The organism is Flavobacterium sp. DG1-102-2 (assembly GCF_033042555.1).
GTDB lineage: Bacteria > Bacteroidota > Bacteroidia > Flavobacteriales > Flavobacteriaceae > Flavobacterium.
On the sequence record NZ_JAWLIK010000003.1, the window covers coordinates 77,719 to 98,676 of the forward strand.

The window sequence follows — 20,958 nt, forward strand, 5'->3', positions numbered from 1 at the left end:
CAGTCATTTTTCGTGTCATTTATATTTGTATTTTTGTGTCAATAATTAAGATAATGAAACACAATTTTTACAAATACCAGGGCACCGGAAACGACTTTGTCATGGTAGATAACCGTGATAACATATTTCCCAAAAATGATACCAAACTTATCGGGCATTTGTGCGACCGTAAATTTGGCATTGGTGCAGACGGGCTCATCTTATTAGAGAACGATGGAAGTACCGATTTTCGTATGGTCTATTACAACTCTGATGGAAATGAGAGTACCATGTGCGGTAATGGAGGCCGATGCATTGTAGCATTTGCAAAGGCTCTGGGGATAATAGACGATGAAACAGATTTTATTGCTGTAGACGGCCCGCATCATGCAACCGTTGCAAAAGACGGTACGGTTTCGCTGCACATGAAAGACGTGCATACGGTATCGGTCTACGAAAATTATGTGTTTATGGATACAGGATCACCGCACCATGTTGAACTGGTTGATGGCCTGGAAGATCTTGATGTAAAAGCCATAGGCGCAAACATCCGCTATAGCGGACTGTATGGCGATAAGGGATCTAACGTGAACTTTGTTGCCCCGGCGGGCGCTGACAAATTTTCAGTGCGCACTTATGAGCGTGGGGTAGAAGATGAAACGTTGTCCTGCGGTACAGGTGTTACAGCCGTTGCCATTGCCATGAAGGTGCTGGGCAATACCGATGAAAACGAAGTGGCGCTTACCACTCCGGGAGGCGAACTAAAAGTATCTTTTGTACAGGAAGGCAAGCAGTTTAGGGAAATATACCTTACAGGGCCGGCTAAGTTTGTATATGACGGGTCTATTGAATGGTAACCCTCACCGGAAATACCATTTATTTAAGGGCACTTGAGCCCGATGATCTGGAATTTATCTACAGGTTGGAAAACAATGAGGCAATATGGGAGGTAAGCAATACGCAGACGCCTTACAGCCGTTTCCTAATACGCCAGTACCTTGAAAATTCGCACCAGGATATCTATGAGGCAAAGCAGCTTCGGCTTGCCATTTGCAAAACAGGTACGTTTGATGCCATAGGGTTAATAGATCTTTTTGATTTTGACCCCGTAAACCAGCGTGCCGGCGTAGGCATCATTATTCAGGATACCGAAGAACGTAACCTGGGTGTGGGCACACAAGCTTTAGGGCTACTTATAAGCTACGCATTCAATAAATTGCAGCTGCATCAGCTGTATGCAAATATAGACTCTGGCAATGTTGCAAGTGTGAGCCTTTTTACTAATTTTGGCTTTCAGCTTATAGGGCAGAAAAAAGACTGGATAAAACGAAATAATAACTATCACGACGAGGGGCTGTATCAGCTCATAAGTCAGAAATAAAAAAACGAACTACTTTGAAGCTTAGAAGAATAGTAGGGATATTTTCCCTAGTGGTTGTAATAGGAGGCTCTATTTATGGATATATGATCTATAAGCAGATATTTTCGCCAAATACAAAATTCAGCGATAGCCGCATTGCGGTTTATATCCCAACGGGTTCTGACTTTGCAGAGGTGCAGGAAATCGTAAAACCGTATGTTGAGGATATGGAGAAATTCAATTCGGTTGCCGAAAAGAAAGAATATCCTACCAATGTTAAGGCAGGTAAGTTTGTTATTAAAAATGGTGCTAACAGCAACGATATCGTGAATGCGCTGCGCCAGCCGGTACCGGTGGATATTGCCTTCAATAATCAGGAAACGCTGGAAAGGGCAGTAGGGCGTATCTCTCACCAGATAGAACCGGACAGCCTAACGCTGCTTCAGGCCTTTACCGATAAAAAATTTCTTGAAGACAATGGCTTTAACGAAGATAATGTATTGAGTATGTTTATCCCGAATACCTATGAGTTCTTTTGGAACACATCGGCTACTAAAGTAAGGGATAAGATGGCTAAGGAATACAGGAAGTTTTGGAATGAGGATCGCCTTGCAAAAGCAAAAGCGCTAAACCTTACCCCTCTTCAGGTGTCTGCGCTGGCGTCTATAGTGCACAAAGAAACCGTAAAGACTGACGAAAGGCCAAGGGTTGCTGGGGTATACCTTAACCGCCTCGCCAAAGGCATGAAACTGGAAGCCGACCCAACAGTTATCTACGCAATGAAAAAACAATCGGGCGATTTTGACCAGGTTATCAAACGTGTATTGTTCAAAGACCTTGTGATTGATTCTCCATACAATATGTACAAATATGAGGGACTTCCTCCAGGGCCTATCGCAATGCCTGATATCACGGCCATAGACGCGGTTTTAAACCCGGAAAAGCATAATTATATTTACTTCTGCGCGAGCGTAACTAACTTTGGCTACCACGAGTTTGCAGTAACCCCTGCACAGCACGAAGTAAACCGCCAGAAATATGTGGCGTGGGTTAATAAAATGGGTATTAAGCGATAAGCTTTTAAAATATTTACAAGATGAGGGTAGTCGTTTGACTGCCCTTTTTTGTAGTTATTCTTACAGATAAATTATTATCTTGGCGTGATAATTTGTGTTTACTTATGAAAGAAGTATTTATAAAAAAGTATTGGGACGAGGAAGATATACTGTATTATCTCCACTTTCAGGATGGATATGCAGTACGCCAGATTGAGATTTCAGGAGGAAATAAAATGTGTTATGATGTGTCAGACCCTGTTCAGGGATCATCTGTTTATGATCAGGCATTAGAAGAGCTTGAACTTGATGGAGATGAATTTATTACTGGAGGAGAGTTTGAGAAAGCCTGGGAGAAATAATAGCTAAGTGTAAAATAACTTGTAAATGCAAATAATATAGTTCAGTATGGCTAGAATATATCAAACATCATCAATGGGAGAAGCGCATGTAAGGCTGTGTATTGTGTCTAACAGAGAAGAAGCTGACTTGCTCGTTCATCGCGTTAGTTCATGGGGACTTGCCCATGGAGATTCTCTTTGGTATATAACTAAAGATAAACAGGATGCAACCTGCTGGGTATGTTTTACATCTAGAGGGATGGCTGAAGTGTCTATTTGTTTTGTAAATACGGTAGGGGAGAGTGGCTGGCTTAAACCACACCGTTTGAAAGGGAGATTTGCCAAATAATTTACCGGTTGGCACTCGCATCACGTTCGTGTCAACGATAAGAATTTCCGAAGTTTTAAAAGCAGTAAAAGTAAAATATCTTTACTGCATCTTAAATCCTACAACTCAGGAGCATTCTCATAATCCTGCTGCGAAAAGTTGTAATAGCAGGTGTTTCCAATTTTGTTTAGGTCGGTGACCTTAATATCAAAAAGCGAAGACTTACCGCTAATCCACCTGTTATTTACCACTGTTGTGTCATTTACAACTTTTGTAATATAGCCTTTATTGGTTGCATTAAATTTAACCACAAGCGAATCTACATTGTTCTCAAAGCCGGGATAAATGATGCCTATGTTCTCTATAGGCAGGGGCAATGCTATTGTAGTAACTATATCATCGCTGCCGCCGGCAACCATTACAGAATGAATAAGCTGCGCCTGCGTAAGATGCTGCCCTGTTGCCAAATCTTTAGTCCTGTAACCGTATATATTCAGTGCAGCATTAGATTCATTCCTGATTGAAACATTATAAGAATAAATGCTGTCCCTTCGGCTATCGTCCGGATCACAGGCTATGATAAGGCATAAGCAGGCAAGTAGACCCGCTGTACTGATAAGTAATGATGGTGTTTTCATAAGTAAGGCTAAAGTGTTTGAATTGTGCAAGTTACCAAATATAGTAATTAAACGCCTATGCCTTACACGATATTGCTTTCACTTCACTTTCTGTTTTTGCCCCCGAGCAATTTGTATTCTGTTTAATTATTTTTATGATTAAGCTTTTTTTCTTTTAAACATGATACAAGTGCCTGTGCTGTCGCCATAATTTACATTGCGCTTTGTGCCTTCTTCCCATCCTTGCGACATCAAGTAGGTATATAGATTTAGGTATTCGCCTTTTTCAAATTTTTTACCTTCAGCGTTAAAAATTGCCTGTCTTTTTGTGTCATAATTTTGTATCTTAAAATCGTTACTTCCGGTATTAGCAAATATACTTTCTTTGGTATTAAACATTTTTGCCATTAGGTAAACCTCAAAAGCCTCGACGTTTGTGTTTAGATCAACTTCGTTGACTATAACTTGTGCATTTCCAAATGCGGATGATAGTATTAAGCTAACTAAAAGGATTGATTTCATGATAATAGGTTTGAATTGGTAAGTTGAACATTTATTAAGTCATAAAAATAGAGAAATTTCTATAGGGCTCAAAAATATGAAGCAATAAGAAAATTTAAACTTTTTGTTATTATTTCTGTGTATTTACTTGCTATTATTTCCTTTTATTTTTCTTTTTACGGTAGTCTATTATAAATTCTACTGCAAAGTAGATAATTACTATCGATGCAATGGATAGTAATGGCATATTAAGTTTGGATTTTAAATGGAAAAAAACAAAAATATAAGGCAATAAAAAACCCTAACCTTTTGATTATTAGTTAGGGTTGTTTATTGTAGTATTGCCCGAACAAATGTCTAACTTTTTTGAAGACTTTTTTACTGCAGGTTATACAGAAGCGCTTATAGACCTTATGGGCATAATCACCGTGCTTACTTTTACTGGAAAGCAGAATAAGCTATTTTAAGCACGCTTAAATGTAAAAATAACACCATTGATCCCTTTAGTACCGCTTGGTCCGGATCCTAAAGCGAAGTTTGCAAATGCCAGCTTATAAGATTTTCCTACAGTTGCATCTACTGATGCAATTGAATGCCAACCACCTTTGTTACCATATGCGGGAGAACTCGATCCATCGGCAAAGAAGAACTGTATCATATACACAAGCCCACTGGAATAGTCCATCTTTGCACCAATGCATTGTTTCCCGTCAAGATTAAGCTCAAAACTGGCCCCGCCGCCGCCTGTAACCTTTGTTCCAGGCATGTCTGGATAAAGGAATTGCAGTCCATCTATGGAGTTGTAAGCATAAATATTAATTTTTGTGACTTCGCCGGTTGGTTTATCAGTGGACCAGTTTCCAATCATAGTATTTCTCATATTTCCGGTATCCTTAAATCTGGTCCAAAAATAATGACCAAGTACAATTGTATCCAATTCTGGAAGAATGGGACTTAATGTTACATCTATACCTTTAAATAAAGTTGAATACGTTTGTGTCGCGCTTAAAACTTCGGCCATATCCGCAATACATCTATTAAGCGCCCATTCTTTGAAATCATTTGCTCTGGATTTATCATCAATATCATATCTGAAGTTATATAAGCCTAGTCCGTCATTAACTCCATAGCTGTAGACGGTGTTCCATAAAACATGGTTAGAATTAAAAAATACTTCTAACTGGCCACTTCTCCAATTTTTCCATTCAACATACACTGTATCAAAAAAAACTTTGTAATTTTCGTATGATTTCTTCAAATCTTCCAGAGCTTGTGTGCGATCGTCTGATCCAAATAATACTTTATAGTGATTGTACCGCTCAGATAATACAGTTAAGTGCAATACACCGATTGGTACCATAAGTCCAATCAGCATGTGGCGATATTTGGATTGGTTTACTCTTTCATAAAGACTATTAATAAGGAGCATATTTGCTATTAAAAGGGGGCGCTGTTCCTCCTTGCTTGGCGAATTTAGATATTGATTAAGACCTGTCTTTACCGCGGTAATCTGGCTCGCAACTATTTTGTACTCGTTTTCAAAAATAGCATTCTGCACCACCTTATTGACCTGATCCTTAACCTGATCCCAAACATCCTTCTTGTTCTCAGGCCAAAATATGGAGGTAATAGCGGCAATAATACCACCTACATACGGAATACATCCTTCTATAGCTATTACACCAGCCCTCAATGCCTCCTGATAGCTGCCTGATTTTTTTATGACTTCAGCAACAACGGATAAGGCTGCTTTCAGTGCGGGATCCATTTCTGGCAAGGATGTTATTCTGTTTCGGGTTGTTACAGATTTTAAGTCGAACTCCTTATTGTCTTCATCATCAGCTGTTGCCTGCATAAGAAAGTCAGCAGCTAATATGTGCCCCATTTCTTCTAAAGAAAATAGTGAGACATTACTTTTTGCTGTTGATATTACGTTTCTAACATAGTCACGACGTTTTCTGTAATCATCTTCTTCATTCGAAAGAGTTGCGGGACCATTTTTACCTAGTTTTTGAATCACATTCTCTAGGTTCATCATATCTGCATTTTCCTGCAGGGTTACATTTTCTGTTTTACTAATCATATTGGTATTGTTTATTGGTTAATTAATTTAATTTGCTGGTTCATACATAGCTTTAGTTAATTTTCATCCAAACAAAAACAATTTGGGCTTTATTAAAACCATTCAGAGTTACTTGATAAATTGTTCTGAAAAAGCATTTTAATACCGCTAATTATTACTTCAACCCTTTTTGTATTTTATTTTTTCATTTTTTTCCAAAGTATCTGTTCTTTTAGAGTGCTGTTTACCCTCTTTATATATCCCTGAGTATCTTATAATTTGTAATCCTCATATTATTCCTTATACAAACAGGAAAAGAATCAATAATATAGTAAAGCTCACAGCGGGAGCCGTTAAGTAATCGCCCATAGTTTCAAATAGTTCAGAGTGCACCATCTGGCAGCATGAATTAATTACTCTTGATTTAATATTGAATTTGATAAAAGTATTTAAAATCGAAAAGCAAAAACTAAGTAAAAGTACCTGATTTTATAGCTTATTATGTTGATTGTCAGAGCGGGTAAAATCTCCAAGGGGTTCTGTAAATAGACAGGCAAATGTTATTAAAAGAAAATAATTTTGCATTTTGAAAAAAGGTAAGAATAGCGTCTGAGGTTCAATTGCAATCCGTGAAAGACCAAATAGATAAATAACGCCATTGGAAGACAATGTGTTGTTTTTATTTTTAACTATCTGAAAGTATATTTATTAACAATTTTTAGCTTTACATCAAAATAAATTTCCCTGGCGGTGATCTATAAAAAATGTGGCTTTTCAAAAATTGAATCAATTTTTCAATTTTAGATTTGATCTTCGTTCCAGTCAAATAAATTGATCTTACCGTATTTCTTTTTAGGTGCCGAAAAGTGTGGTAAAAAGTGTGGTTTTAGATAAAGCTTGTACAGTGAAGGCATAAAAAAAGTGGCTTTAAATTTCTTTAAAACCACTCCTTCAAATGTTTACATTTCGTAGCGAAGACGGGAGTTGAACCCGTGACCTCAGGGTTATGAATTTTAAGTTACCCTAAATGCTTAAAAATGCGATTTGAAAGTTGTTGATTTTAAAGAGGTATTATTTCTAAAATTTTGCTGTTTTTTCTTTAAAGTGTTGTGAAAAGTGTTGCGGAAAATTGCCTTAACGACAACCAATTTAGCACGTTATCTATATTTTTTTGCAGCCTCCCGGAACTCGTCTGTGTCCTGCATATTATTTATCTCAATGATGTAGTTGATTATCTCGCCATCGCGCCATTTTTGAGCAACGGATCCAAACTCCGTTACAACTTTTTCAAAGCCTTCTACATTCGGGGCTGAGCAATCTTTAAGAATGTAACCGATTTTCATAAAGTCTTAGTTCAAGATGTAGGCTGCAATAGGTAGTGTCGGTTTAGAAAGCCAGATAATCATTAGTATTGACAAGGCAATCCATATTATAAGAACCCAGAACAACCGTACCAGGATCCTGTCAATTGCATCCATTTCACTTTTGGCGTTAAAGTTATCAGTGCAATACCTGTGGTCTACGATCAGCCTGCTTTTACAAAGCAGCTTAAAGATATAGACACAGGCTTTTGAAGGTGTGTTTAAATTTGGTTTCATAAGTGGGGGTATGCTATTTATACCTGTCCGAATACCATTAGGCGGGTTACTATTGTAGAAATGTATTCATTATGGCTTTCAGGTAACGTATGCCTTTTCGATATCTTTGATATCTCACTATTAAGGTCGTTAGCGTGATACTTTATTATTTGGTCGCGGTCATTAATTTCTACAACGCCAAGTAAGTCACTTGATAGCTCCGTAATTTTCCTTTGAAGTAACAGTTCCGTCTTGCGGTTAAATTCTGCTTCGTCGTTTGTCAAAATATTTTTTAGATGATTTAAATTATATTCGTTTTGCAATAATTGTTAAGACCTCTTATTTCGGTAGTCAAGATAAAATTCAACTGCCAAATAGATAACCAGTATTGATACGATTGTTATTGTCATTGATTATTTGTGTTGGTTATTATTCTCTTCTAAGTATTACGCCATTTGTAAATTCATTATCCAGCTTCAGAGTATTATTATTTATAAAAGTCAGGGTATCTTTAAGATTTGCTGCTGCATAAGTCAAAACATTATTTTCAATGCTATAATCGCTTGTGTAGACTTCAATCACACAGTCCCCATTTTGGTCAGTCCCATAACTTGTCCAGTCTAGACCCTTACTTTTATTTTTAGAAAATTTCATATACTGGCCTAACGCGCACCCCTGAAGAGGCAATTCCTGCCCATTATCATCAATAACGGATATGTAATTCCATTTCCCGATTATCTTTTGTTCTACAGTAAGTACATCGCTGCTGTCATCGCCGGTGCAATTGACAAACAGCATTGCGGCCATGCCGGCAATAAATAATTTTTTCATGGTTTGGTTTGATTGGGTGTTATTTCAATATATATTTTGATGGATTTTCATGCGGTATAAATAACCAGATCAACAATCCAATTGATATTATTATCCAAATTACGATTAGCCATACCAGCCTGCGCAATATTTTGTCTATTGACCCCATATCTGTCATTACAAATGGAGATTTGGTAATCATCATGCGCGGCCTGAGTTTTGCTGAAGTTTTTAATTTTTCTTTTTGTTCGGGTTTTATTGCTTTTGAATGGTTCATCATCAAATTCTTAATCTGAAAGCTTTAATCAATCAGAGAAAATGGCGATGATCACTTAACTGTGATCAGATTGTTTGTACGGCTGCCTGAAAACCCTCGTAGTCCTCAATTGAATTGAATTCAATTGTAAATGTAGTACACATTCTACCCGGCTCTTCAACCAGTATTTCGCCGTATGGAGCCACTAAGTCTCTGAAATGTTTAATTTTTTCAACACTGTCCCCCGGCAAGTCGAAAATCACCTTCATAATTGTTAATTTATAATTTGTTATTCATTAAATCTCTCTTATCTCAATATCATAAGCATTGATAAAATTCCCCCAAATGCTTTGCAATTGCTGATAAATTTTAAGCCACACAATCGCATAACTTTTGTTATCTGTTTCGTTTAAATCGCTCCTGATTTTTGAGCGAATTGCCTCAATTTCTAAAATTACTCTGTGGACAGAATTTTTTAAAAATCTGTTATGAGATTGCCACCTCAAGGCAATTTCATTAATTTTTTCTGCATACAAGACTAGAAAATTTGCATCAGGTCTGGCAGCATTGTTTCTAATTTCATGTTTATCAAGAAAGTTCTTGATTTCTTCGCGTGGGGCAAACGGTTTGATGGACATAATTTAATTTTTAATCTTTTGACCGAATCCCCCATTCAGTTAAATTTATCTTGAACTAAACACTTGCAAAGTGTAAAATTTTAAATCTCTAAAACCACATCATTATGTATTACTTCAACTGAATCCCCCTTCAGATGAAATGATGTTCCTAAAAATTTCTAATTCTTAAAAACAGTCCAGGTAATTATGACGCCCTGGCTTTCGTTGTTTCCAGCATGCTAACTTTATCTTTTAACAGGCTGATTTGTTCCCTAAGACTTTCGATAGTTTCCTTTTGTGCTTCAATTACCATTGTCTTATCGTCATTGTATCCAACCTTTGGTTCTTCAACGTTTGAAACAATCTTAGGGTTTGTTGAATAACCATCTGCGCTCATATCTTTATTAATGAAGTCATCAATCGAGATTTTAAAATAAGCGCAAATCTCCTGTATTTTTTCAACAGGCGGATTGCTCCTTCCCGAAGTATAGGTATTCAGACGAGCTTTTGTAAGGTCAAATAGCTCACCAAACGTCTCTAAAGTCAATTTATTTTTTACTTTTAAGAAGTTGATATTCAAACCTATATGATTTTCCATAAACAAAATGTTCATTTTAGTAAACAAATAATATACATTGTAAACATTTTGTAATATATTTGCAATGTATAATAACCTATTAGCGTTGGTAAATATACAGAAAATACAGTATTAACTTAATAATGCTTTTCTATGTTTTCACCAGAACAGACAAAAACCATGAGGCCGGTTCTCGGCCGCAAGTACACCGCTGATGTTCTTCAGGTACTTGCTTCAAAAGACGTCACCTCCCGTAAGGAGGAACCCTACGGCGCTGCATATATCCGAACTGTTTTTAACGGCGATTCAGGAAACCCTGTAATTGAGGCTGCAATCCTTGAAGTGTATAAAATGCGGAAGGAAGCGATTGATCAATTGGAGCAGGCAAAAGACGAATTACTAAAAGTGGAAACGGTATAAACCATGATGCTGGCTGAAACTGCATACAATGTAATACAAGCCCTTCCGGAAGCGGAAAAGGAGCGGTTATTCAGTATGCTCAAGCTGGAAAGTAAGGTAATTAAACCAAAGCTTAAAAAAGATGATGGCCATTATATACGAGATTTTTCGGTGCAGACTGCAGTTGATTTTTGTAGAGAGCGCGATCTGTTCTATGAGCATACTAATCATAAACTAGAAGACTAATATTATGAAAAAATTTGACCTCGAGGCAGAATTCCAAAAGTACATGAAGCGTATGCAATTGGATCTTTCCGTTATGGAGCTGCCGGAACTTACGGAACGTAAGCGCGCATTTATTGCCGGTGTTAGCCAGGTATTTCTATTTATGAAAAACAAAGCTACAGGCTTGAATGATTTGGATGCCGTTGCAGCTCTTGAAGATATTGATCAACAGCTATCATATTTCTGGAACTCTATAAAACTGAAACCAGCTCACGATGCTAGTGTGTAGAATATGTGGAGGCCGTCCTAAATGGACTCAATGCAAATGGCCGGAACATAACCTTTGCCCGGATTGTAAAGCGACTGTGATGTCTGTGGCCGTAACCTGCAATTTTAAAGATGCTTTAGGCTACAGGCAAACGTTAACTTTTGATTTTGACCTGATCATTGGACTAGAAGAAAAAATGCAACTGAAGGCCGTTACAAAGCTTATACTGCAACAAAAAGGATTTTTAAAAACGACAGCGCATAAAATATCATACGAAATATTAAATCAGGCATAGATGGAATTTTATATCACCAAATCTTTACTTGAAGAGATGATCAATAAAGATTCTCTTTCGGATATTATTGAAAAGGAGAAAGCTACGGCATTGGTTCCCTACGCAAATGACTTTTACGTAATATGCGGCGGCGCAACCAGTGGACGGTTCGGATATCAATACGTTCAAGGTTACAAAGCTGTTGACCTGCGTGCGTACAGCGGTAACAAAGATCCTTTAGAATATTTTGATCACTTCGAGGAAGTATCTAAAGGCAACAGGGAGCGAAGTTATTGCGGTTTGAAACTGAAATACGCAGGTAACTGGATAGTATTAACCGGTCCACAAGTAAAATTTTACCCTAAACCGGACGATGAACAATTGCAACTCTTTAAATAAACCAACTTAAAAGTCGACTTTTCAACTACATGATAAAAGACAGCGCATACATCAGGCAGTTCACACCGGAACAAAGTAAGGCATTGGAGACTATAGCAGCTGAGCATAAAATAAACACTGCTAAAAATGTATTGCTCTTTGCTTTGGAACAATATCGGGATAATCAAAACGAGATCGCACGGCTTAAGCGGTTTTTGGACATGAAGCAAAAGAAAATTGAAAAGCTAACTGGTGAAAGCCCGGAATAATTATATTTGCACCTTTGATTACTGTACTCTAAGTACATTAATTATTTGGTTTGCCCTTCTGGTGGTTCGGAAGGGCATTTTTGTTATTTAACCGTTTAAATATTCCGTTAAACGAATAAATTCACGTCAATTTGTTAAAGCCTTTTAACAATTGTTTAATTTTGTCGACTTTTACTATTCATCTTTCTCTCACTCAAACTAATTCAAGCCTACACCTATGATTGAGAACATAATTTTGACAGAAGATGATGCGGATGATATCATGTTCTTTCAGTATGCATTATCGGAAATCGGATACAATTACTCCCCGTATATTGCTAAAAATTCCGATGAGCTTTTTACAATACTTAACAATATGACAAAACCTCCGGAAATAATTTTTCTGGATATAAATATGCCCGGTACCGACGGCTTAGAGTCTTTACAGTTACTTAGGGAAAAACCTTCGCTGACCAATTGTAAAGTTGTGATCTTAACTACTACAAATTCGAAGGATATAATAGAAACCTGCCGAAATTTAGGCGCTGATCTATTTGCAACAAAACCCTCAAGCCTTAATGAGCTTGTTTCAATGCTTAAGAAAATCTTGATTGATAATGTTCCATTTGATTTTCTATATAAATAGGGTTATTAAAAAATTATTACTTTTTAACTAGGCAAATGAAAACCCTTCCGAAGAAGGGTATTACATGAAATGGGATTGAGATAACATATATCTCGGTTATAGAATATTTAGCAGGAAATCCTCTTTTGAAATTATGGTCTGAAGTGGCCGAATAAATTCTGCTATAGCATTCCTGTATTACTTAACTTTTTCATTTTTAATGAATTGCAATAATTTTAAACATTCTATGTTTTTTATAATGCACATTTTTAATAAACTGCGCATCATTCGTCTAACGTAGCTTATAGTTAAGAGTAACTATGTAGTTGGGTGGTCTCAAAGAGAAGGAATTAGTCAATAAAGTCGACTTTTTGACGAAGTCGACAAATAGTAACACTATTGTGTAATTGTGTAACTCATAAGGATTTAAATACGATACCTTTATCTTATTCAGGTAAATTCTGGATATTCAAACCATGAATTATTTCCTGTTCTTCTTCATTTTCTTTATTGCGTTATTTTTATTAATTGCTGTCGTCGTTAACCAATACCTGAAGGTTTGTATCAATAAGGCGGCCTATTATTCCAAAACATTGGAAAAGTTGTTATCACTATATATTGCGTCCGGATATCAAAATGTACAGATATTCAAAACGGTTACATTTGAATCTTATTTAGATAAAGTCTCTAGCGATAGGAAGCTATATTTTTTTGACGCGGCTTATGATCAATATCATCACATAAGCCTTTTAAATAAAATTAGAACCATTCTATTTTTGAGTAATTACAATTCCGAAATAAGGCCAATAATAAAGACGCTGTTGAAGAACACCATAATACAAAAAAAACCGCTTTAGACTGAATAAAAGATTTTCTATTTTTGTTCATTTAGCTTTACCATATCTTGGTAAAACTCCTCTAGCCGCCACCAGGCTGGGCATTTATTGATATCCCCTTTGTGATTTCCAATAAGAATAAATGTATGCTTAAGAAAACCCTGAGTATCAGTAATCTTTGCGTGTGGCCGCCAGTCTACCTCTTTGGGTGGCGGGTTGTTCTCAAAATATCGTTTAATTTCTTCCGGTGACATTTATTTATTTTTTTTTAAAGGTGCACTTTGTAAAACATTTTGAAAGTCTAAATGCATTTGAATTATTGCATCTAATAAAGTTGGCTCATTATAAGGCTTCTGAAACAACACTTTATCCTCATGTTTGAGATATCCCCAGTACCGGCCATCTTCATATTTCCAACTTAACTTAACATCAATATGTTGCGCTGACAACCTCACGTGCTTAAGAAAACACTTCAATTCATAGTGTGTACAATTTCCGCTTTTAATAGATTCTTCCGTCGCGAGTATCATAAGACAAATGTAATCACAAAATGAACAACGTTTTGGGATAATTAATCCCAAAAAAAACCACCTAAAAAAACGGGCTTGTGTAAAGTAATTGATAACGTTACTCTATTTAGGATTGTGATTCGGATTTTCTAAGTTAAGGCTTCTTGGAACAAATAATTAAAAATTATTTGTTTTTATGTATCGCTTTCTTACGAAGTACCAAAGCAATATTGGCGGGATTACGATAAGTTCTATAATTATAACAGCAGACGGCGTAGCGAGTCCGCTTGAACCTCCTATAGCAATTACAAGTGCAGATGTTACAAATGCTATTATCTAAAACTAAAAAGCCCTTCCGAAGAAGGGCTGACAAAGTAGTGTCGATACATAACTAAAACTACTTGAAATTGTCGATATGAATTTTCACAAGAAAAAAGAACGTAGAATAAATTTAAAAAAAAGTATAAGTTTATAAAAATTGATTAACATTTTTTTGTTACACTTTAAGATTCAGTAGTTTAATAACTCTGTACTGTAAGAAATCCCTCTTTGGAGGGATTTCGTCCAATAAATATCTGGTCATAATTGACCTTCACCTAATACCCAAATTTAAGAAATCAGAATAATCCAACCTATATATTTTTGTTTTTTTTCTACCTGCCGAGCTTAAGCGTAGTTAATTGAAACATAAATCTCTTCAGTTTAAATTTCCGTATAGTTATATTGTAGTACCAAACTATATATCGCCATGAAAAAGACTGAGTACAAAGTATTTTTGAACCCGGATAATTTTTGGGTTGGAAAGCAGACTGATGTAGATAAGATAATTATCACTGACGAAAGCAAAAAAGTTGTAAAAAGTAAGACGTACGAACTGGCAGAGTCAAATAGGCCAAGTGTGGTAACCGTTTATGATGATATCGGAGAGTTTCAGGAGGACAAAACCTTTAGCGAAAGAAAGCTAAAATTTTAGCTGCAACATTTGCCAATTTTGTTAACAGTTGTTTAAAATTGTTTGTCAGTTTTTATGCACTCTGTAATTTTAAAGTTCCAAATAAAAAATACAGCACAATGACACAAAGAACAGTTTACCATGTTCAGCCTAATCCAAATGGATGGGAAGGAATGATGGAGGGTGCTCTGAGAGCATCTATCGTATCAAAAACGAAGGAAGAGGTTTTGGAAAAGACAATTCAGCTTGCCCAGAACCGCGAACCGAGTTCAGTGATCATTCATAAAGCGGATGGCACCATCCAGGAGGAAAGATCATACGGCTCAGATCCTTATCCGCCAAAAGGATAGTTATTTAACCTCACTGTAAGATTGTTTAACGTATTGATGTAAAGTGTTTAATGGTTATGACGGTAACTTTACTTAAAACTAAAAATACATTATTATGGCTTTTAAAGACAACGACCAAACAGAAGGTAAAGTAGCAAAAGGAATTGAAAAACAAACTGCAAAGATCCCATCGGATGTATTCTTATGGAGTGCTCTTGGAGCAATGGCAGTTTCTGCAGGGCTTAAGATTGCAGGGAACGACAAGACAGCATTGTTTGTTGGCCAGTGGGCGGCGCCATTTTTACTATTAGGGGTTTATAACAAACTTGTGAAAGTAGAAGGAAGCGACAAAAACGACAAAGGTTAATAGTCAGTCCCTCCAATAAAACAATAAACCCGCCTTACTACGGCGGGTTTATCTTTGATTAAGCCCCACAGCCTAATACAAATAACTCAAAAAATATTTCGGAACGGTTGCTAAGCACAAACCAATTATAACATGAACACCGTTCCCTATTTACCGGCGCAAATATAGGGTGGCCAAAGACATTACAATTGTGATATTCCCCATTTTTCTTACAACTTTAAACTAAAATAGATGCCCCAATACTGTAAAAAATGTGCTTCAAAATTTGGCTTTTCACCTGATTTGCTTCCCTTATATTGCGAGCAATGTCACAGGTTCTATTACCACGAATCATTATGGAACAGGATAATAGGAATTTTTAAAAGTTCAAACTCTCAAGGGTAAACTTAACGTTATAATTCCCCTGTTTAGTTGGCTCGTATTCCATGCCAGTGATAATATACGTTTGGTTATCCACATGGATCTTAAACACGCGCGCTGCCATTGCGATCTCCGTTTCGGTAAAAGGCCCTTCAATCTCAAGCTTGGATGCATTAAGCCTGAAGCGAACAACGTTTTTATGGAACATGTTATATAACCCCTGAGCGCCATCCCAGGTTAAAGTCTGGCCATTGTAAGTATCGGTGATCACCGGCAGTTCAAAACCTGCAGTTCCGGATGGGGCATATATCATCAGGCCGGTACCTTCCTTATCGTCAATTGTACTTAGATCCGCTGTTTGCCCTTCCCGCGGTACAAGCTTAAATTTACTTTCTATTGTAAAGCCAAATTCAGCCGGTGGCGGTTGGTTTAGGGTTACGCCATTCTTATCTATATACAATGAAGTATCTTCTTCATTGGCGTATTTTAGCACAACAGCTACATTTTCCGGCGGTTCATATTCTGTTATGGCCAGTGATTTTTGAACAGCATACTGATCAGCTTTTATAAGCGATTTGGCCGTGAAATTAAAGTAGGCCATTTTTGAAACGCTGTCAAACTTTAGATTCAACGCAAAAGTATTTTTCACTTCATTGATATAATCAGATAATGTTCCTTCAGGCGCATACCGGCCCAGCTGTAGGGTAGGGTGCATCATCTGGTAATCTTTACCATCTTTTGTCCATTGCAGGGTGTAGGCGGGAGCAATGAACGGTTTGGCCTTCAGCTGCATCCAAAATACACGCAGCCTTTTGCCTACCTTTTCTTCATCAACTACTACATCAAATGAACCCTCAAAATGTAAATTAGCCGGGTCATTATAGTTGGCATATACTTCCCCGTCAATTACGCTTACATCTATGGCATCAAGCTGCCATACCAGTTTAGTGATGGCTGTGTTGGTTATACCGTCCGGGCGTAAGGCATCAGTAATGTTATATTGAAAAGTATATGTACCGGCAGAAGTTGGTATATGTTCGTACATATAGTAGTCATACGCAAAATTAACATTTGATCGCAATATGAGATCAGTAAAAGAAAACACCTGGCTTGCCGGCGCTATGACCACTTTACACAAATTGTTTTTTGTGGAAAGTACCAGCAAGCGCTTAATAAATTCATTTGACACGAAATCGCCCGCTATTTTCCATCCAATCGATGCAAAGGCATAATCTAATATCCCAAGCAGAAATAATTGCGGAGAGGGGACGTTTCGATTAAAAACAGATACGTTATCATTCAGCGCGCCGGTGATCGTATAATTGTTGATGGCAAAATTGTGGTTAGCCTGGTAAAAATTGTAATAGCCTTTGTATTCAAACCATGGATCGTCTGCTTCCGGAGCTTCATCAGAAAATTTATTCTTCCATGCCATTTGCGGGAACTGGAACTTTGCCTGAGGGTATATTTTGCCCACAAATTGGTTAGGGTAGGTTTCCCAGAACGAAGTGCCGTAAATAACCTGCAGGCTTTCTTCAGTAAACGGTACCGGAGTAGATACGTTTGGAATTACAGACAGCACCGGCAGGATATCTAACAGCTTTGCGTTCATGATAGCTAACGGTTCCACGCCGTATTTTATATTGCATTTTCTGAACCCCGGCGAATAGGTTAACACCTGCAGCTCGCCGTTAAACTCCTCACCCATTTCAAAAACGGTAACCGGAATGATCTTCTTTTTAATGACAGACGTAAGATCTCGGGTACCTAACGCGCGCTGGGTTTTCTCGTTTTCCACGATCAGAAAAGGGTACGACGAATGCGAAATGCTGAAATCGGTACTGAAGGCGTTGTTTTCTTTACGGATATTCAGCGTATCGATCACGATATCCAGCTCTATGCCATTGGCAAATATTCGTATCAGGCTCATTATATGGTAAAGGTTACGATTGCAGAAACGTTTGCAAGGTTATTATAATCGACAATGCGAGCCGAATACGTCCCGGCCGTCCTGGTAATAGTTACAGATCCATTAGAAAGGATATCGCCAATTGCGTACCAGGTAGTACTGCCCGCCATACGATACTGCAGGCGCAGATTATTTGTGGTAAATCCGTTGTTTAGGACATAGCCTATAGTTACGTTGTTGCCGTTAACGGCAACATTTAAGATCTCGATATCCGGATGTGACGGCGTAACCGACACAAAACCGATGTTATCTATTGCAGAACTTTTTTGGATAGAGAACTGGAGCTTTTCGCTGTAGTTGTGCTGGCGGTCAGTATCGCCCGATCCATCCGGTTTAATATCATCGGTAATTTTGATCGTTTCCGGTTCAATGGATCCATCAACATCAATAGTTACCTGAGGGGTAATTAGTATCGTACCGGCATTGGCATCATTTACCACAAATGGCCAGTTAGATGTTTCCGATATCAGGTAAAAATCTAACCGGGCAAAACCGGCCAACTGTTCAGGGCAATTAAAATACATCCAAATTTTTTTTAAAGTTTTTTTACGAATTTGTCCTACGCGGAAACGCCTGTATTTACTATGTTTCTCAGCGATTTTAAAAAGGGTGTCCTAAATTATACCGCTATTTTCGGGCTTTTAATGCTCCCTTTACAGTGCCTTTGATAGGTTTTGTAAAGGCTTTCAAGTTTTACATCTTCTTCAGATATGTGATAGTAATGTAAGAATGTGCGAAGTTCCGGCATGGCCAGTTTGCCCTGGTCGACCATCATATCGAGATACTGGCACATGGTTTCCATGAAGTTCTTTGTAACAACTTCCCCAAGATGCTGCAAATTATTGATAGATACAGTATGGCCATTGCTATTAAAATAGCGTTCCGGAATAAATACCTTATAACTGTGTTTAAGTTCCGCCGCCTGCTCTGAAGGAACATAAGGCTTTTCATATTCACCGGACAAGGCCTGAAGTACCTCAAGGCCTAAAAACGAAGTTTTCGACGCTGTGTAGGTAGAACCATACTTCTTCATGAGGTACTTCTTCACATGAGGTTCCACCGGGATTGAGATTTGGATCATAGATTGGAGTAGGGTGATTGATGGTTAAAAATAATACAAATTACTTGCCAAAACAAAGGGCAAAAAAAATACCGGTACAAATGTATTGTTCCGGCATTTCTATAAATAGGACATGTTTAATCCTTACTTTCCATTTTTCGTTTTTACCCCGTCGTGCATAAGGTGGCTGTAATCTTCAGGCAATTCTGCATCAATATCACGCAGATACATATCGAGCGCTGTCATAGTGGTATGGCCGGTAATAAGCATAAGCCTGCTTTTTGCTTCAAAAGGAGGAAAGTCTTTTCGGAGCTCGCGATATATTTTAGTTATGTAGGTATGCCTCCAGCTGTACATTCCGTATTCTTTGCCAAGGCTGAGTGCATTCTTTATTTCCTTGAAGCGTTTACCAAAGTAATTCCTTTTGTTGACTTCATTGGTAACCCATTGCCCTGGGCCAGTAGGAGTAAAAAGGAAATCTTTTTGATTGTAGGGTTTGAGATCGGGTAGGAGTGCCAGGAGCATTTCCGGAATGATCTTGATTTTGCTGGCTTTTGTTTTAGTACGAACTGTCAATACTTTATCCTTAATATTGATATCTTCAATTTTTAGTCTGCAAACTTCCACCGGGCGAAGCATATTCATAGATATAAAACCAATAAAAAGGCCTAACAGCGGATCCTTTTTATCAAGCAGTTCAAGCAGCTCTATTTCTTGCTCTGAGCTGTACGACTTATTTTTTGCCGATTTGCTGGCCAAATTGTCAATGTCTTCAACAATATTGATCTTTACAATATGATTAGACATGAGTAGCTTATACAAGCTTGAAATATTTAACCTGGTATTATTTCGGTTCCGGGCGCTGGTGCGCTCATGAACCTCATTAAGATAATCCAATATAGGAATAGGAGTAAATGACTGAACAGGGGTGTCGTGCAGGTTCTTGCCGGTAAGCCACTTTTTAAATTGCTTCATTCGGCTGCTAAAATCATTATAAGTAGATTCTGCATATCGGGTCTTTCCAGCCTTCAGGGCGAAATCAATTGCCTGGCCAATTGTTTTAACGGCGCTTATAGACTCATCCTGTTGTACCGGTTCTTCCGGAATCGCATAAGGGCTAAAGCCGTTTTCGAGCATTTCCTTCAGTGCATCTATAATAATTTTAGCCGCTTGCTTCCTTCCACGAATACTTTCAAAGGAATTTATGTTGCCATGAATATTATTTTGTCGAGTTAATTTGCCGGTATCAGGATTTTCAAAACTATAATAAACGTACCAACTTTTGGAAAGGTCTCCATTCCAGTCAAATAAATTGATCTTACCGTATTTCTTTTTTGGTGCCAAATCGTGTAGTGAAAAGTGTAGTGACGACATTATTTGGTAAACTGAAGGCATAAAAAAAGTGGCTTTAAATTTCTTTAAAACCACTCCTTCAAATCTTTACATTTCGTAGCGAAGACGGGAGTTGAACCCGTGACCTCAGGGTTATGAATCCTGCGCTCTAACCGACTGAGCTACCTCGCCATTTTTCGGTTTGTATTACATCTCTCAATGCGGGTGCAAATATAGGGCTTTATTTATATGTTCCAAATAAAATTTGAAGAAAAAAATTATTTTTAAAAACCCTTTTTTATGAATGTTAATTATTATATATTTCCAAAAATTTTAAGACCCATATGGACGAAAAAGTAAAATATGAACTGGAGTTTCCGATAACCTCATCACCTCAGCTTCTGTACCAATATATATCTACACCATCAGGTTTATCCGAATGGTTTGCAGACAACGTTAATTCGAGAGGGGAATTCTTTACTTTTATATGGGATGACAGCGAAGAGAAAGCACGTATTTCTTCTAAGAAATCTGGAGAAAAGGTAAAATACCGCTGGGTAGATGACGATAATAAGGATGGCGACTACTATTTTGAACTTCGCATACAGGTAGATGAGATCACTAAAGACGTTTCCCTTGTCGTTGTAGACTTTGCAGAAGAAGACGATATGCAGGAGTCTAAACAGCTTTGGGAAAACCAGATTTCAGACCTTAAGCATGTTTTAGGATCGGTTTAGGAATTCATTC

Annotated in this window: 33 protein-coding genes and 1 tRNA gene; 17 read left to right on the plus strand and 17 right to left on the minus strand. The window is 37.5% G+C overall.

What is annotated here, in order from left to right; genetic code table 11:
- Nucleotides 1-53 precede the first annotated feature (53 nt).
- The 5 genes from dapF (at nt 54) to R1T16_RS05560 (ending at nt 3,084) form a co-directional block, all read left to right on the plus strand.
- Nucleotides 54-836, plus strand: a complete 783-nt coding sequence (dapF, locus tag R1T16_RS05540) for a diaminopimelate epimerase (protein ID WP_317500093.1) — start codon at nt 54-56, stop codon at nt 834-836.
- Nucleotides 830-1,360, plus strand: a complete 531-nt coding sequence (locus R1T16_RS05545; protein ID WP_317500094.1) for a GNAT family N-acetyltransferase — start codon at nt 830-832, stop codon at nt 1,358-1,360. The genes dapF and R1T16_RS05545 overlap by 7 nt, the downstream gene beginning before the upstream one ends.
- A gap of 14 nt (nt 1,361-1,374) precedes the next feature.
- Nucleotides 1,375-2,415: an endolytic transglycosylase MltG gene (gene mltG, locus R1T16_RS05550; protein ID WP_317500095.1), complete on the plus strand. Its 1,041-nt coding sequence runs from the start codon at nt 1,375-1,377 to the stop codon at nt 2,413-2,415.
- Between the two features lie 104 nt (nt 2,416-2,519).
- A complete protein-coding gene (locus tag R1T16_RS05555) occupies nt 2,520-2,756 on the plus strand; it encodes a hypothetical protein (protein WP_317500096.1) in 237 nt (78 codons plus the stop codon).
- A gap of 46 nt (nt 2,757-2,802) precedes the next feature.
- A complete protein-coding gene (locus R1T16_RS05560; protein ID WP_317500097.1) occupies nt 2,803-3,084 on the plus strand; it encodes a DUF6150 family protein in 282 nt (93 codons plus the stop codon).
- Nucleotides 3,085-3,182: 98 nt separating this feature from the next.
- Here R1T16_RS05560 and R1T16_RS05565 read toward each other — a convergent pair whose 3' ends face one another.
- From R1T16_RS05565 to R1T16_RS05615, 11 genes are all read right to left on the minus strand, one after another.
- On the minus strand, nt 3,183-3,701 hold the full coding sequence (locus R1T16_RS05565; protein WP_317500098.1) for a hypothetical protein: 519 nt from the start codon (nt 3,699-3,701) through the stop codon (nt 3,183-3,185).
- 138 nt (nt 3,702-3,839) lie between these two features.
- A complete protein-coding gene (locus tag R1T16_RS05570; RefSeq protein WP_317500099.1) occupies nt 3,840-4,202 on the minus strand; it encodes a hypothetical protein in 363 nt (120 codons plus the stop codon).
- A 442-nt stretch (nt 4,203-4,644) separates the two neighbouring features.
- The gene (locus tag R1T16_RS05575; protein WP_317500100.1) at nt 4,645-6,264 is read right to left on the minus strand and encodes an insecticidal delta-endotoxin Cry8Ea1 family protein; all 1,620 of its coding nucleotides are present in this window, start codon (nt 6,262-6,264) and stop codon (nt 4,645-4,647) included.
- Nucleotides 6,265-7,400: 1,136 nt separating this feature from the next.
- Nucleotides 7,401-7,586 (minus strand): hypothetical protein, encoded by a 186-nt coding sequence (locus R1T16_RS05580; RefSeq protein ID WP_317500101.1) that lies wholly within the window; start codon nt 7,584-7,586, stop codon nt 7,401-7,403.
- A gap of 6 nt (nt 7,587-7,592) precedes the next feature.
- Nucleotides 7,593-7,841 carry a hypothetical protein gene (locus R1T16_RS05585; RefSeq protein WP_317500102.1) on the minus strand — a complete coding sequence of 83 codons (249 nt, stop codon included), beginning with the start codon at nt 7,839-7,841 and terminating at the stop codon, nt 7,593-7,595.
- A 17-nt stretch (nt 7,842-7,858) separates the two neighbouring features.
- Nucleotides 7,859-8,104 (minus strand): hypothetical protein, encoded by a 246-nt coding sequence (locus R1T16_RS05590; RefSeq protein WP_317500103.1) that lies wholly within the window; start codon nt 8,102-8,104, stop codon nt 7,859-7,861.
- 145 nt (nt 8,105-8,249) lie between these two features.
- Nucleotides 8,250-8,651: a lipocalin family protein gene (locus R1T16_RS05595; protein WP_317500104.1), complete on the minus strand. Its 402-nt coding sequence runs from the start codon at nt 8,649-8,651 to the stop codon at nt 8,250-8,252.
- A 19-nt stretch (nt 8,652-8,670) separates the two neighbouring features.
- Entirely contained in the window at nt 8,671-8,910 is a 240-nt protein-coding gene (locus R1T16_RS05600; protein ID WP_317500105.1) for a hypothetical protein, read from the minus strand.
- Between the two features lie 62 nt (nt 8,911-8,972).
- On the minus strand, nt 8,973-9,155 hold the full coding sequence (locus R1T16_RS05605; RefSeq protein WP_317500106.1) for a hypothetical protein: 183 nt from the start codon (nt 9,153-9,155) through the stop codon (nt 8,973-8,975).
- Nucleotides 9,156-9,182: 27 nt separating this feature from the next.
- Nucleotides 9,183-9,524 (minus strand): hypothetical protein, encoded by a 342-nt coding sequence (locus tag R1T16_RS05610; protein ID WP_317500107.1) that lies wholly within the window; start codon nt 9,522-9,524, stop codon nt 9,183-9,185.
- A 184-nt stretch (nt 9,525-9,708) separates the two neighbouring features.
- Complete coding sequence (locus tag R1T16_RS05615; RefSeq protein WP_317500108.1) at nt 9,709-10,101, minus strand: helix-turn-helix transcriptional regulator; 393 nt, start codon at nt 10,099-10,101, stop codon at nt 9,709-9,711.
- A 132-nt stretch (nt 10,102-10,233) separates the two neighbouring features.
- Between R1T16_RS05615 and R1T16_RS05620 the strand changes: the two genes are divergently transcribed.
- The 7 genes from R1T16_RS05620 (at nt 10,234) to R1T16_RS05650 (ending at nt 12,518) form a co-directional block, all read left to right on the plus strand.
- A complete protein-coding gene (locus R1T16_RS05620; protein ID WP_317500109.1) occupies nt 10,234-10,500 on the plus strand; it encodes a hypothetical protein in 267 nt (88 codons plus the stop codon).
- Nucleotides 10,501-10,503: 3 nt separating this feature from the next.
- Nucleotides 10,504-10,725 (plus strand): hypothetical protein, encoded by a 222-nt coding sequence (locus R1T16_RS05625; RefSeq protein WP_317500110.1) that lies wholly within the window; start codon nt 10,504-10,506, stop codon nt 10,723-10,725.
- A gap of 4 nt (nt 10,726-10,729) precedes the next feature.
- The gene (locus R1T16_RS05630; RefSeq protein WP_317500111.1) at nt 10,730-10,993 is read left to right on the plus strand and encodes a hypothetical protein; all 264 of its coding nucleotides are present in this window, start codon (nt 10,730-10,732) and stop codon (nt 10,991-10,993) included.
- Between the two features lie 79 nt (nt 10,994-11,072).
- Complete coding sequence (locus R1T16_RS05635) at nt 11,073-11,267, plus strand: hypothetical protein (RefSeq protein ID WP_317500112.1); 195 nt, start codon at nt 11,073-11,075, stop codon at nt 11,265-11,267.
- Nucleotides 11,268-11,645 carry a hypothetical protein gene (locus R1T16_RS05640; protein ID WP_317500113.1) on the plus strand — a complete coding sequence of 126 codons (378 nt, stop codon included), beginning with the start codon at nt 11,268-11,270 and terminating at the stop codon, nt 11,643-11,645.
- 29 nt (nt 11,646-11,674) lie between these two features.
- Nucleotides 11,675-11,893, plus strand: coding sequence for a hypothetical protein (locus tag R1T16_RS05645; RefSeq protein WP_317500114.1), 219 nt, complete (start codon nt 11,675-11,677; stop codon nt 11,891-11,893).
- 217 nt (nt 11,894-12,110) lie between these two features.
- Nucleotides 12,111-12,518, plus strand: coding sequence for a response regulator (locus R1T16_RS05650; protein WP_317500115.1), 408 nt, complete (start codon nt 12,111-12,113; stop codon nt 12,516-12,518).
- An 853-nt stretch (nt 12,519-13,371) separates the two neighbouring features.
- Here the strand turns inward: R1T16_RS05650 and R1T16_RS18400 are convergent.
- Nucleotides 13,372-13,587 carry a DUF6965 family protein gene (locus R1T16_RS18400; protein ID WP_411162019.1) on the minus strand — a complete coding sequence of 72 codons (216 nt, stop codon included), beginning with the start codon at nt 13,585-13,587 and terminating at the stop codon, nt 13,372-13,374.
- Nucleotides 13,588-14,038: 451 nt separating this feature from the next.
- On the opposite strand from R1T16_RS18400, the gene R1T16_RS05655 reads away from it, so the two are divergent.
- The 4 genes from R1T16_RS05655 (at nt 14,039) to R1T16_RS05670 (ending at nt 15,490) form a co-directional block, all read left to right on the plus strand.
- Nucleotides 14,039-14,182, plus strand: coding sequence for a hypothetical protein (locus tag R1T16_RS05655; RefSeq protein WP_317500116.1), 144 nt, complete (start codon nt 14,039-14,041; stop codon nt 14,180-14,182).
- Between the two features lie 408 nt (nt 14,183-14,590).
- Nucleotides 14,591-14,815, plus strand: a complete 225-nt coding sequence (locus R1T16_RS05660) for a hypothetical protein (protein WP_317500117.1) — start codon at nt 14,591-14,593, stop codon at nt 14,813-14,815.
- 98 nt (nt 14,816-14,913) lie between these two features.
- Nucleotides 14,914-15,144 (plus strand): DUF2188 domain-containing protein, encoded by a 231-nt coding sequence (locus R1T16_RS05665; RefSeq protein WP_317500118.1) that lies wholly within the window; start codon nt 14,914-14,916, stop codon nt 15,142-15,144.
- A 94-nt stretch (nt 15,145-15,238) separates the two neighbouring features.
- Nucleotides 15,239-15,490, plus strand: a complete 252-nt coding sequence (locus R1T16_RS05670) for a hypothetical protein (protein ID WP_317500119.1) — start codon at nt 15,239-15,241, stop codon at nt 15,488-15,490.
- Nucleotides 15,491-15,848: 358 nt separating this feature from the next.
- Here R1T16_RS05670 and R1T16_RS05675 read toward each other — a convergent pair whose 3' ends face one another.
- The 5 genes from R1T16_RS05675 to R1T16_RS05695 all read right to left on the minus strand — a co-directional run bounded on the left by R1T16_RS05675 (nt 15,849) and on the right by R1T16_RS05695 (nt 20,403).
- Nucleotides 15,849-17,780, minus strand: a complete 1,932-nt coding sequence (locus R1T16_RS05675) for a hypothetical protein (protein WP_317500120.1) — start codon at nt 17,778-17,780, stop codon at nt 15,849-15,851.
- Complete coding sequence (locus R1T16_RS05680; protein ID WP_317500121.1) at nt 17,780-18,343, minus strand: hypothetical protein; 564 nt, start codon at nt 18,341-18,343, stop codon at nt 17,780-17,782. Before R1T16_RS05680 ends, R1T16_RS05675 begins: the two co-directional genes overlap by 1 nt.
- 95 nt (nt 18,344-18,438) lie before the next feature.
- Nucleotides 18,439-18,900, minus strand: coding sequence for a hypothetical protein (locus R1T16_RS05685; RefSeq protein ID WP_317500122.1), 462 nt, complete (start codon nt 18,898-18,900; stop codon nt 18,439-18,441).
- A gap of 123 nt (nt 18,901-19,023) precedes the next feature.
- Nucleotides 19,024-20,274: a tyrosine-type recombinase/integrase gene (locus R1T16_RS05690; protein ID WP_317500123.1), complete on the minus strand. Its 1,251-nt coding sequence runs from the start codon at nt 20,272-20,274 to the stop codon at nt 19,024-19,026.
- Nucleotides 20,275-20,329: 55 nt separating this feature from the next.
- A tRNA-Met gene (locus tag R1T16_RS05695) sits at nt 20,330-20,403 on the minus strand.
- 152 nt (nt 20,404-20,555) lie between these two features.
- Here R1T16_RS05695 and R1T16_RS05700 point away from each other — a divergent pair.
- On the plus strand, nt 20,556-20,948 hold the full coding sequence (locus R1T16_RS05700) for an START-like domain-containing protein (protein ID WP_317500124.1): 393 nt from the start codon (nt 20,556-20,558) through the stop codon (nt 20,946-20,948).
- Nucleotides 20,949-20,958 lie beyond the last annotated feature (10 nt).

Excerpts from the sequence above, each read along its gene's own strand:
- R1T16_RS05605 (WP_317500106.1), bottom strand. The coding sequence starts at position 9,155 with ATGAAGGTGATTTTCGACTTGCCGGGGGACAGTGTTGAAAAAATTAAA.
- R1T16_RS05700 (WP_317500124.1), top strand. The coding sequence starts at position 20,556 with ATGGACGAAAAAGTAAAATATGAACTGGAGTTTCCGATAACCTCATCA.
- R1T16_RS05580 (WP_317500101.1), bottom strand. The coding sequence starts at position 7,586 with ATGAAAATCGGTTACATTCTTAAAGATTGCTCAGCCCCGAATGTAGAA.
- dapF (WP_317500093.1), top strand. The coding sequence starts at position 54 with ATGAAACACAATTTTTACAAATACCAGGGCACCGGAAACGACTTTGTC.
- R1T16_RS05690 (WP_317500123.1), bottom strand. The coding sequence starts at position 20,274 with ATGCCTTCAGTTTACCAAATAATGTCGTCACTACACTTTTCACTACAC.
- R1T16_RS05635 (WP_317500112.1), top strand. The coding sequence starts at position 11,073 with ATGTCTGTGGCCGTAACCTGCAATTTTAAAGATGCTTTAGGCTACAGG.
- R1T16_RS05565 (WP_317500098.1), bottom strand. The coding sequence starts at position 3,701 with ATGAAAACACCATCATTACTTATCAGTACAGCGGGTCTACTTGCCTGC.
- R1T16_RS05595 (WP_317500104.1), bottom strand. The coding sequence starts at position 8,651 with ATGAAAAAATTATTTATTGCCGGCATGGCCGCAATGCTGTTTGTCAAT.
- R1T16_RS05650 (WP_317500115.1), top strand. The coding sequence starts at position 12,111 with ATGATTGAGAACATAATTTTGACAGAAGATGATGCGGATGATATCATG.
- R1T16_RS05585 (WP_317500102.1), bottom strand. The coding sequence starts at position 7,841 with ATGAAACCAAATTTAAACACACCTTCAAAAGCCTGTGTCTATATCTTT.
- R1T16_RS05625 (WP_317500110.1), top strand. The coding sequence starts at position 10,504 with ATGATGCTGGCTGAAACTGCATACAATGTAATACAAGCCCTTCCGGAA.
- R1T16_RS05655 (WP_317500116.1), top strand. The coding sequence starts at position 14,039 with ATGTATCGCTTTCTTACGAAGTACCAAAGCAATATTGGCGGGATTACG.
- R1T16_RS05555 (WP_317500096.1), top strand. The coding sequence starts at position 2,520 with ATGAAAGAAGTATTTATAAAAAAGTATTGGGACGAGGAAGATATACTG.
- R1T16_RS05670 (WP_317500119.1), top strand. The coding sequence starts at position 15,239 with ATGGCTTTTAAAGACAACGACCAAACAGAAGGTAAAGTAGCAAAAGGA.
- R1T16_RS18400 (WP_411162019.1), bottom strand. The coding sequence starts at position 13,587 with ATGTCACCGGAAGAAATTAAACGATATTTTGAGAACAACCCGCCACCC.
- R1T16_RS05545 (WP_317500094.1), top strand. The coding sequence starts at position 830 with ATGGTAACCCTCACCGGAAATACCATTTATTTAAGGGCACTTGAGCCC.
- R1T16_RS05675 (WP_317500120.1), bottom strand. The coding sequence starts at position 17,780 with ATGAGCCTGATACGAATATTTGCCAATGGCATAGAGCTGGATATCGTG.
- R1T16_RS05640 (WP_317500113.1), top strand. The coding sequence starts at position 11,268 with ATGGAATTTTATATCACCAAATCTTTACTTGAAGAGATGATCAATAAA.
- R1T16_RS05620 (WP_317500109.1), top strand. The coding sequence starts at position 10,234 with ATGTTTTCACCAGAACAGACAAAAACCATGAGGCCGGTTCTCGGCCGC.
- R1T16_RS05665 (WP_317500118.1), top strand. The coding sequence starts at position 14,914 with ATGACACAAAGAACAGTTTACCATGTTCAGCCTAATCCAAATGGATGG.
- R1T16_RS05560 (WP_317500097.1), top strand. The coding sequence starts at position 2,803 with ATGGCTAGAATATATCAAACATCATCAATGGGAGAAGCGCATGTAAGG.
- R1T16_RS05680 (WP_317500121.1), bottom strand. The coding sequence starts at position 18,343 with ATGTATTTTAATTGCCCTGAACAGTTGGCCGGTTTTGCCCGGTTAGAT.
- R1T16_RS05610 (WP_317500107.1), bottom strand. The coding sequence starts at position 9,524 with ATGTCCATCAAACCGTTTGCCCCACGCGAAGAAATCAAGAACTTTCTT.
- R1T16_RS05615 (WP_317500108.1), bottom strand. The coding sequence starts at position 10,101 with ATGGAAAATCATATAGGTTTGAATATCAACTTCTTAAAAGTAAAAAAT.
- R1T16_RS05630 (WP_317500111.1), top strand. The coding sequence starts at position 10,730 with ATGAAAAAATTTGACCTCGAGGCAGAATTCCAAAAGTACATGAAGCGT.
- R1T16_RS05645 (WP_317500114.1), top strand. The coding sequence starts at position 11,675 with ATGATAAAAGACAGCGCATACATCAGGCAGTTCACACCGGAACAAAGT.
- R1T16_RS05575 (WP_317500100.1), bottom strand. The coding sequence starts at position 6,264 with ATGATTAGTAAAACAGAAAATGTAACCCTGCAGGAAAATGCAGATATG.
- R1T16_RS05685 (WP_317500122.1), bottom strand. The coding sequence starts at position 18,900 with ATGATCCAAATCTCAATCCCGGTGGAACCTCATGTGAAGAAGTACCTC.
- R1T16_RS05660 (WP_317500117.1), top strand. The coding sequence starts at position 14,591 with ATGAAAAAGACTGAGTACAAAGTATTTTTGAACCCGGATAATTTTTGG.
- R1T16_RS05570 (WP_317500099.1), bottom strand. The coding sequence starts at position 4,202 with ATGAAATCAATCCTTTTAGTTAGCTTAATACTATCATCCGCATTTGGA.
- R1T16_RS05600 (WP_317500105.1), bottom strand. The coding sequence starts at position 8,910 with ATGATGAACCATTCAAAAGCAATAAAACCCGAACAAAAAGAAAAATTA.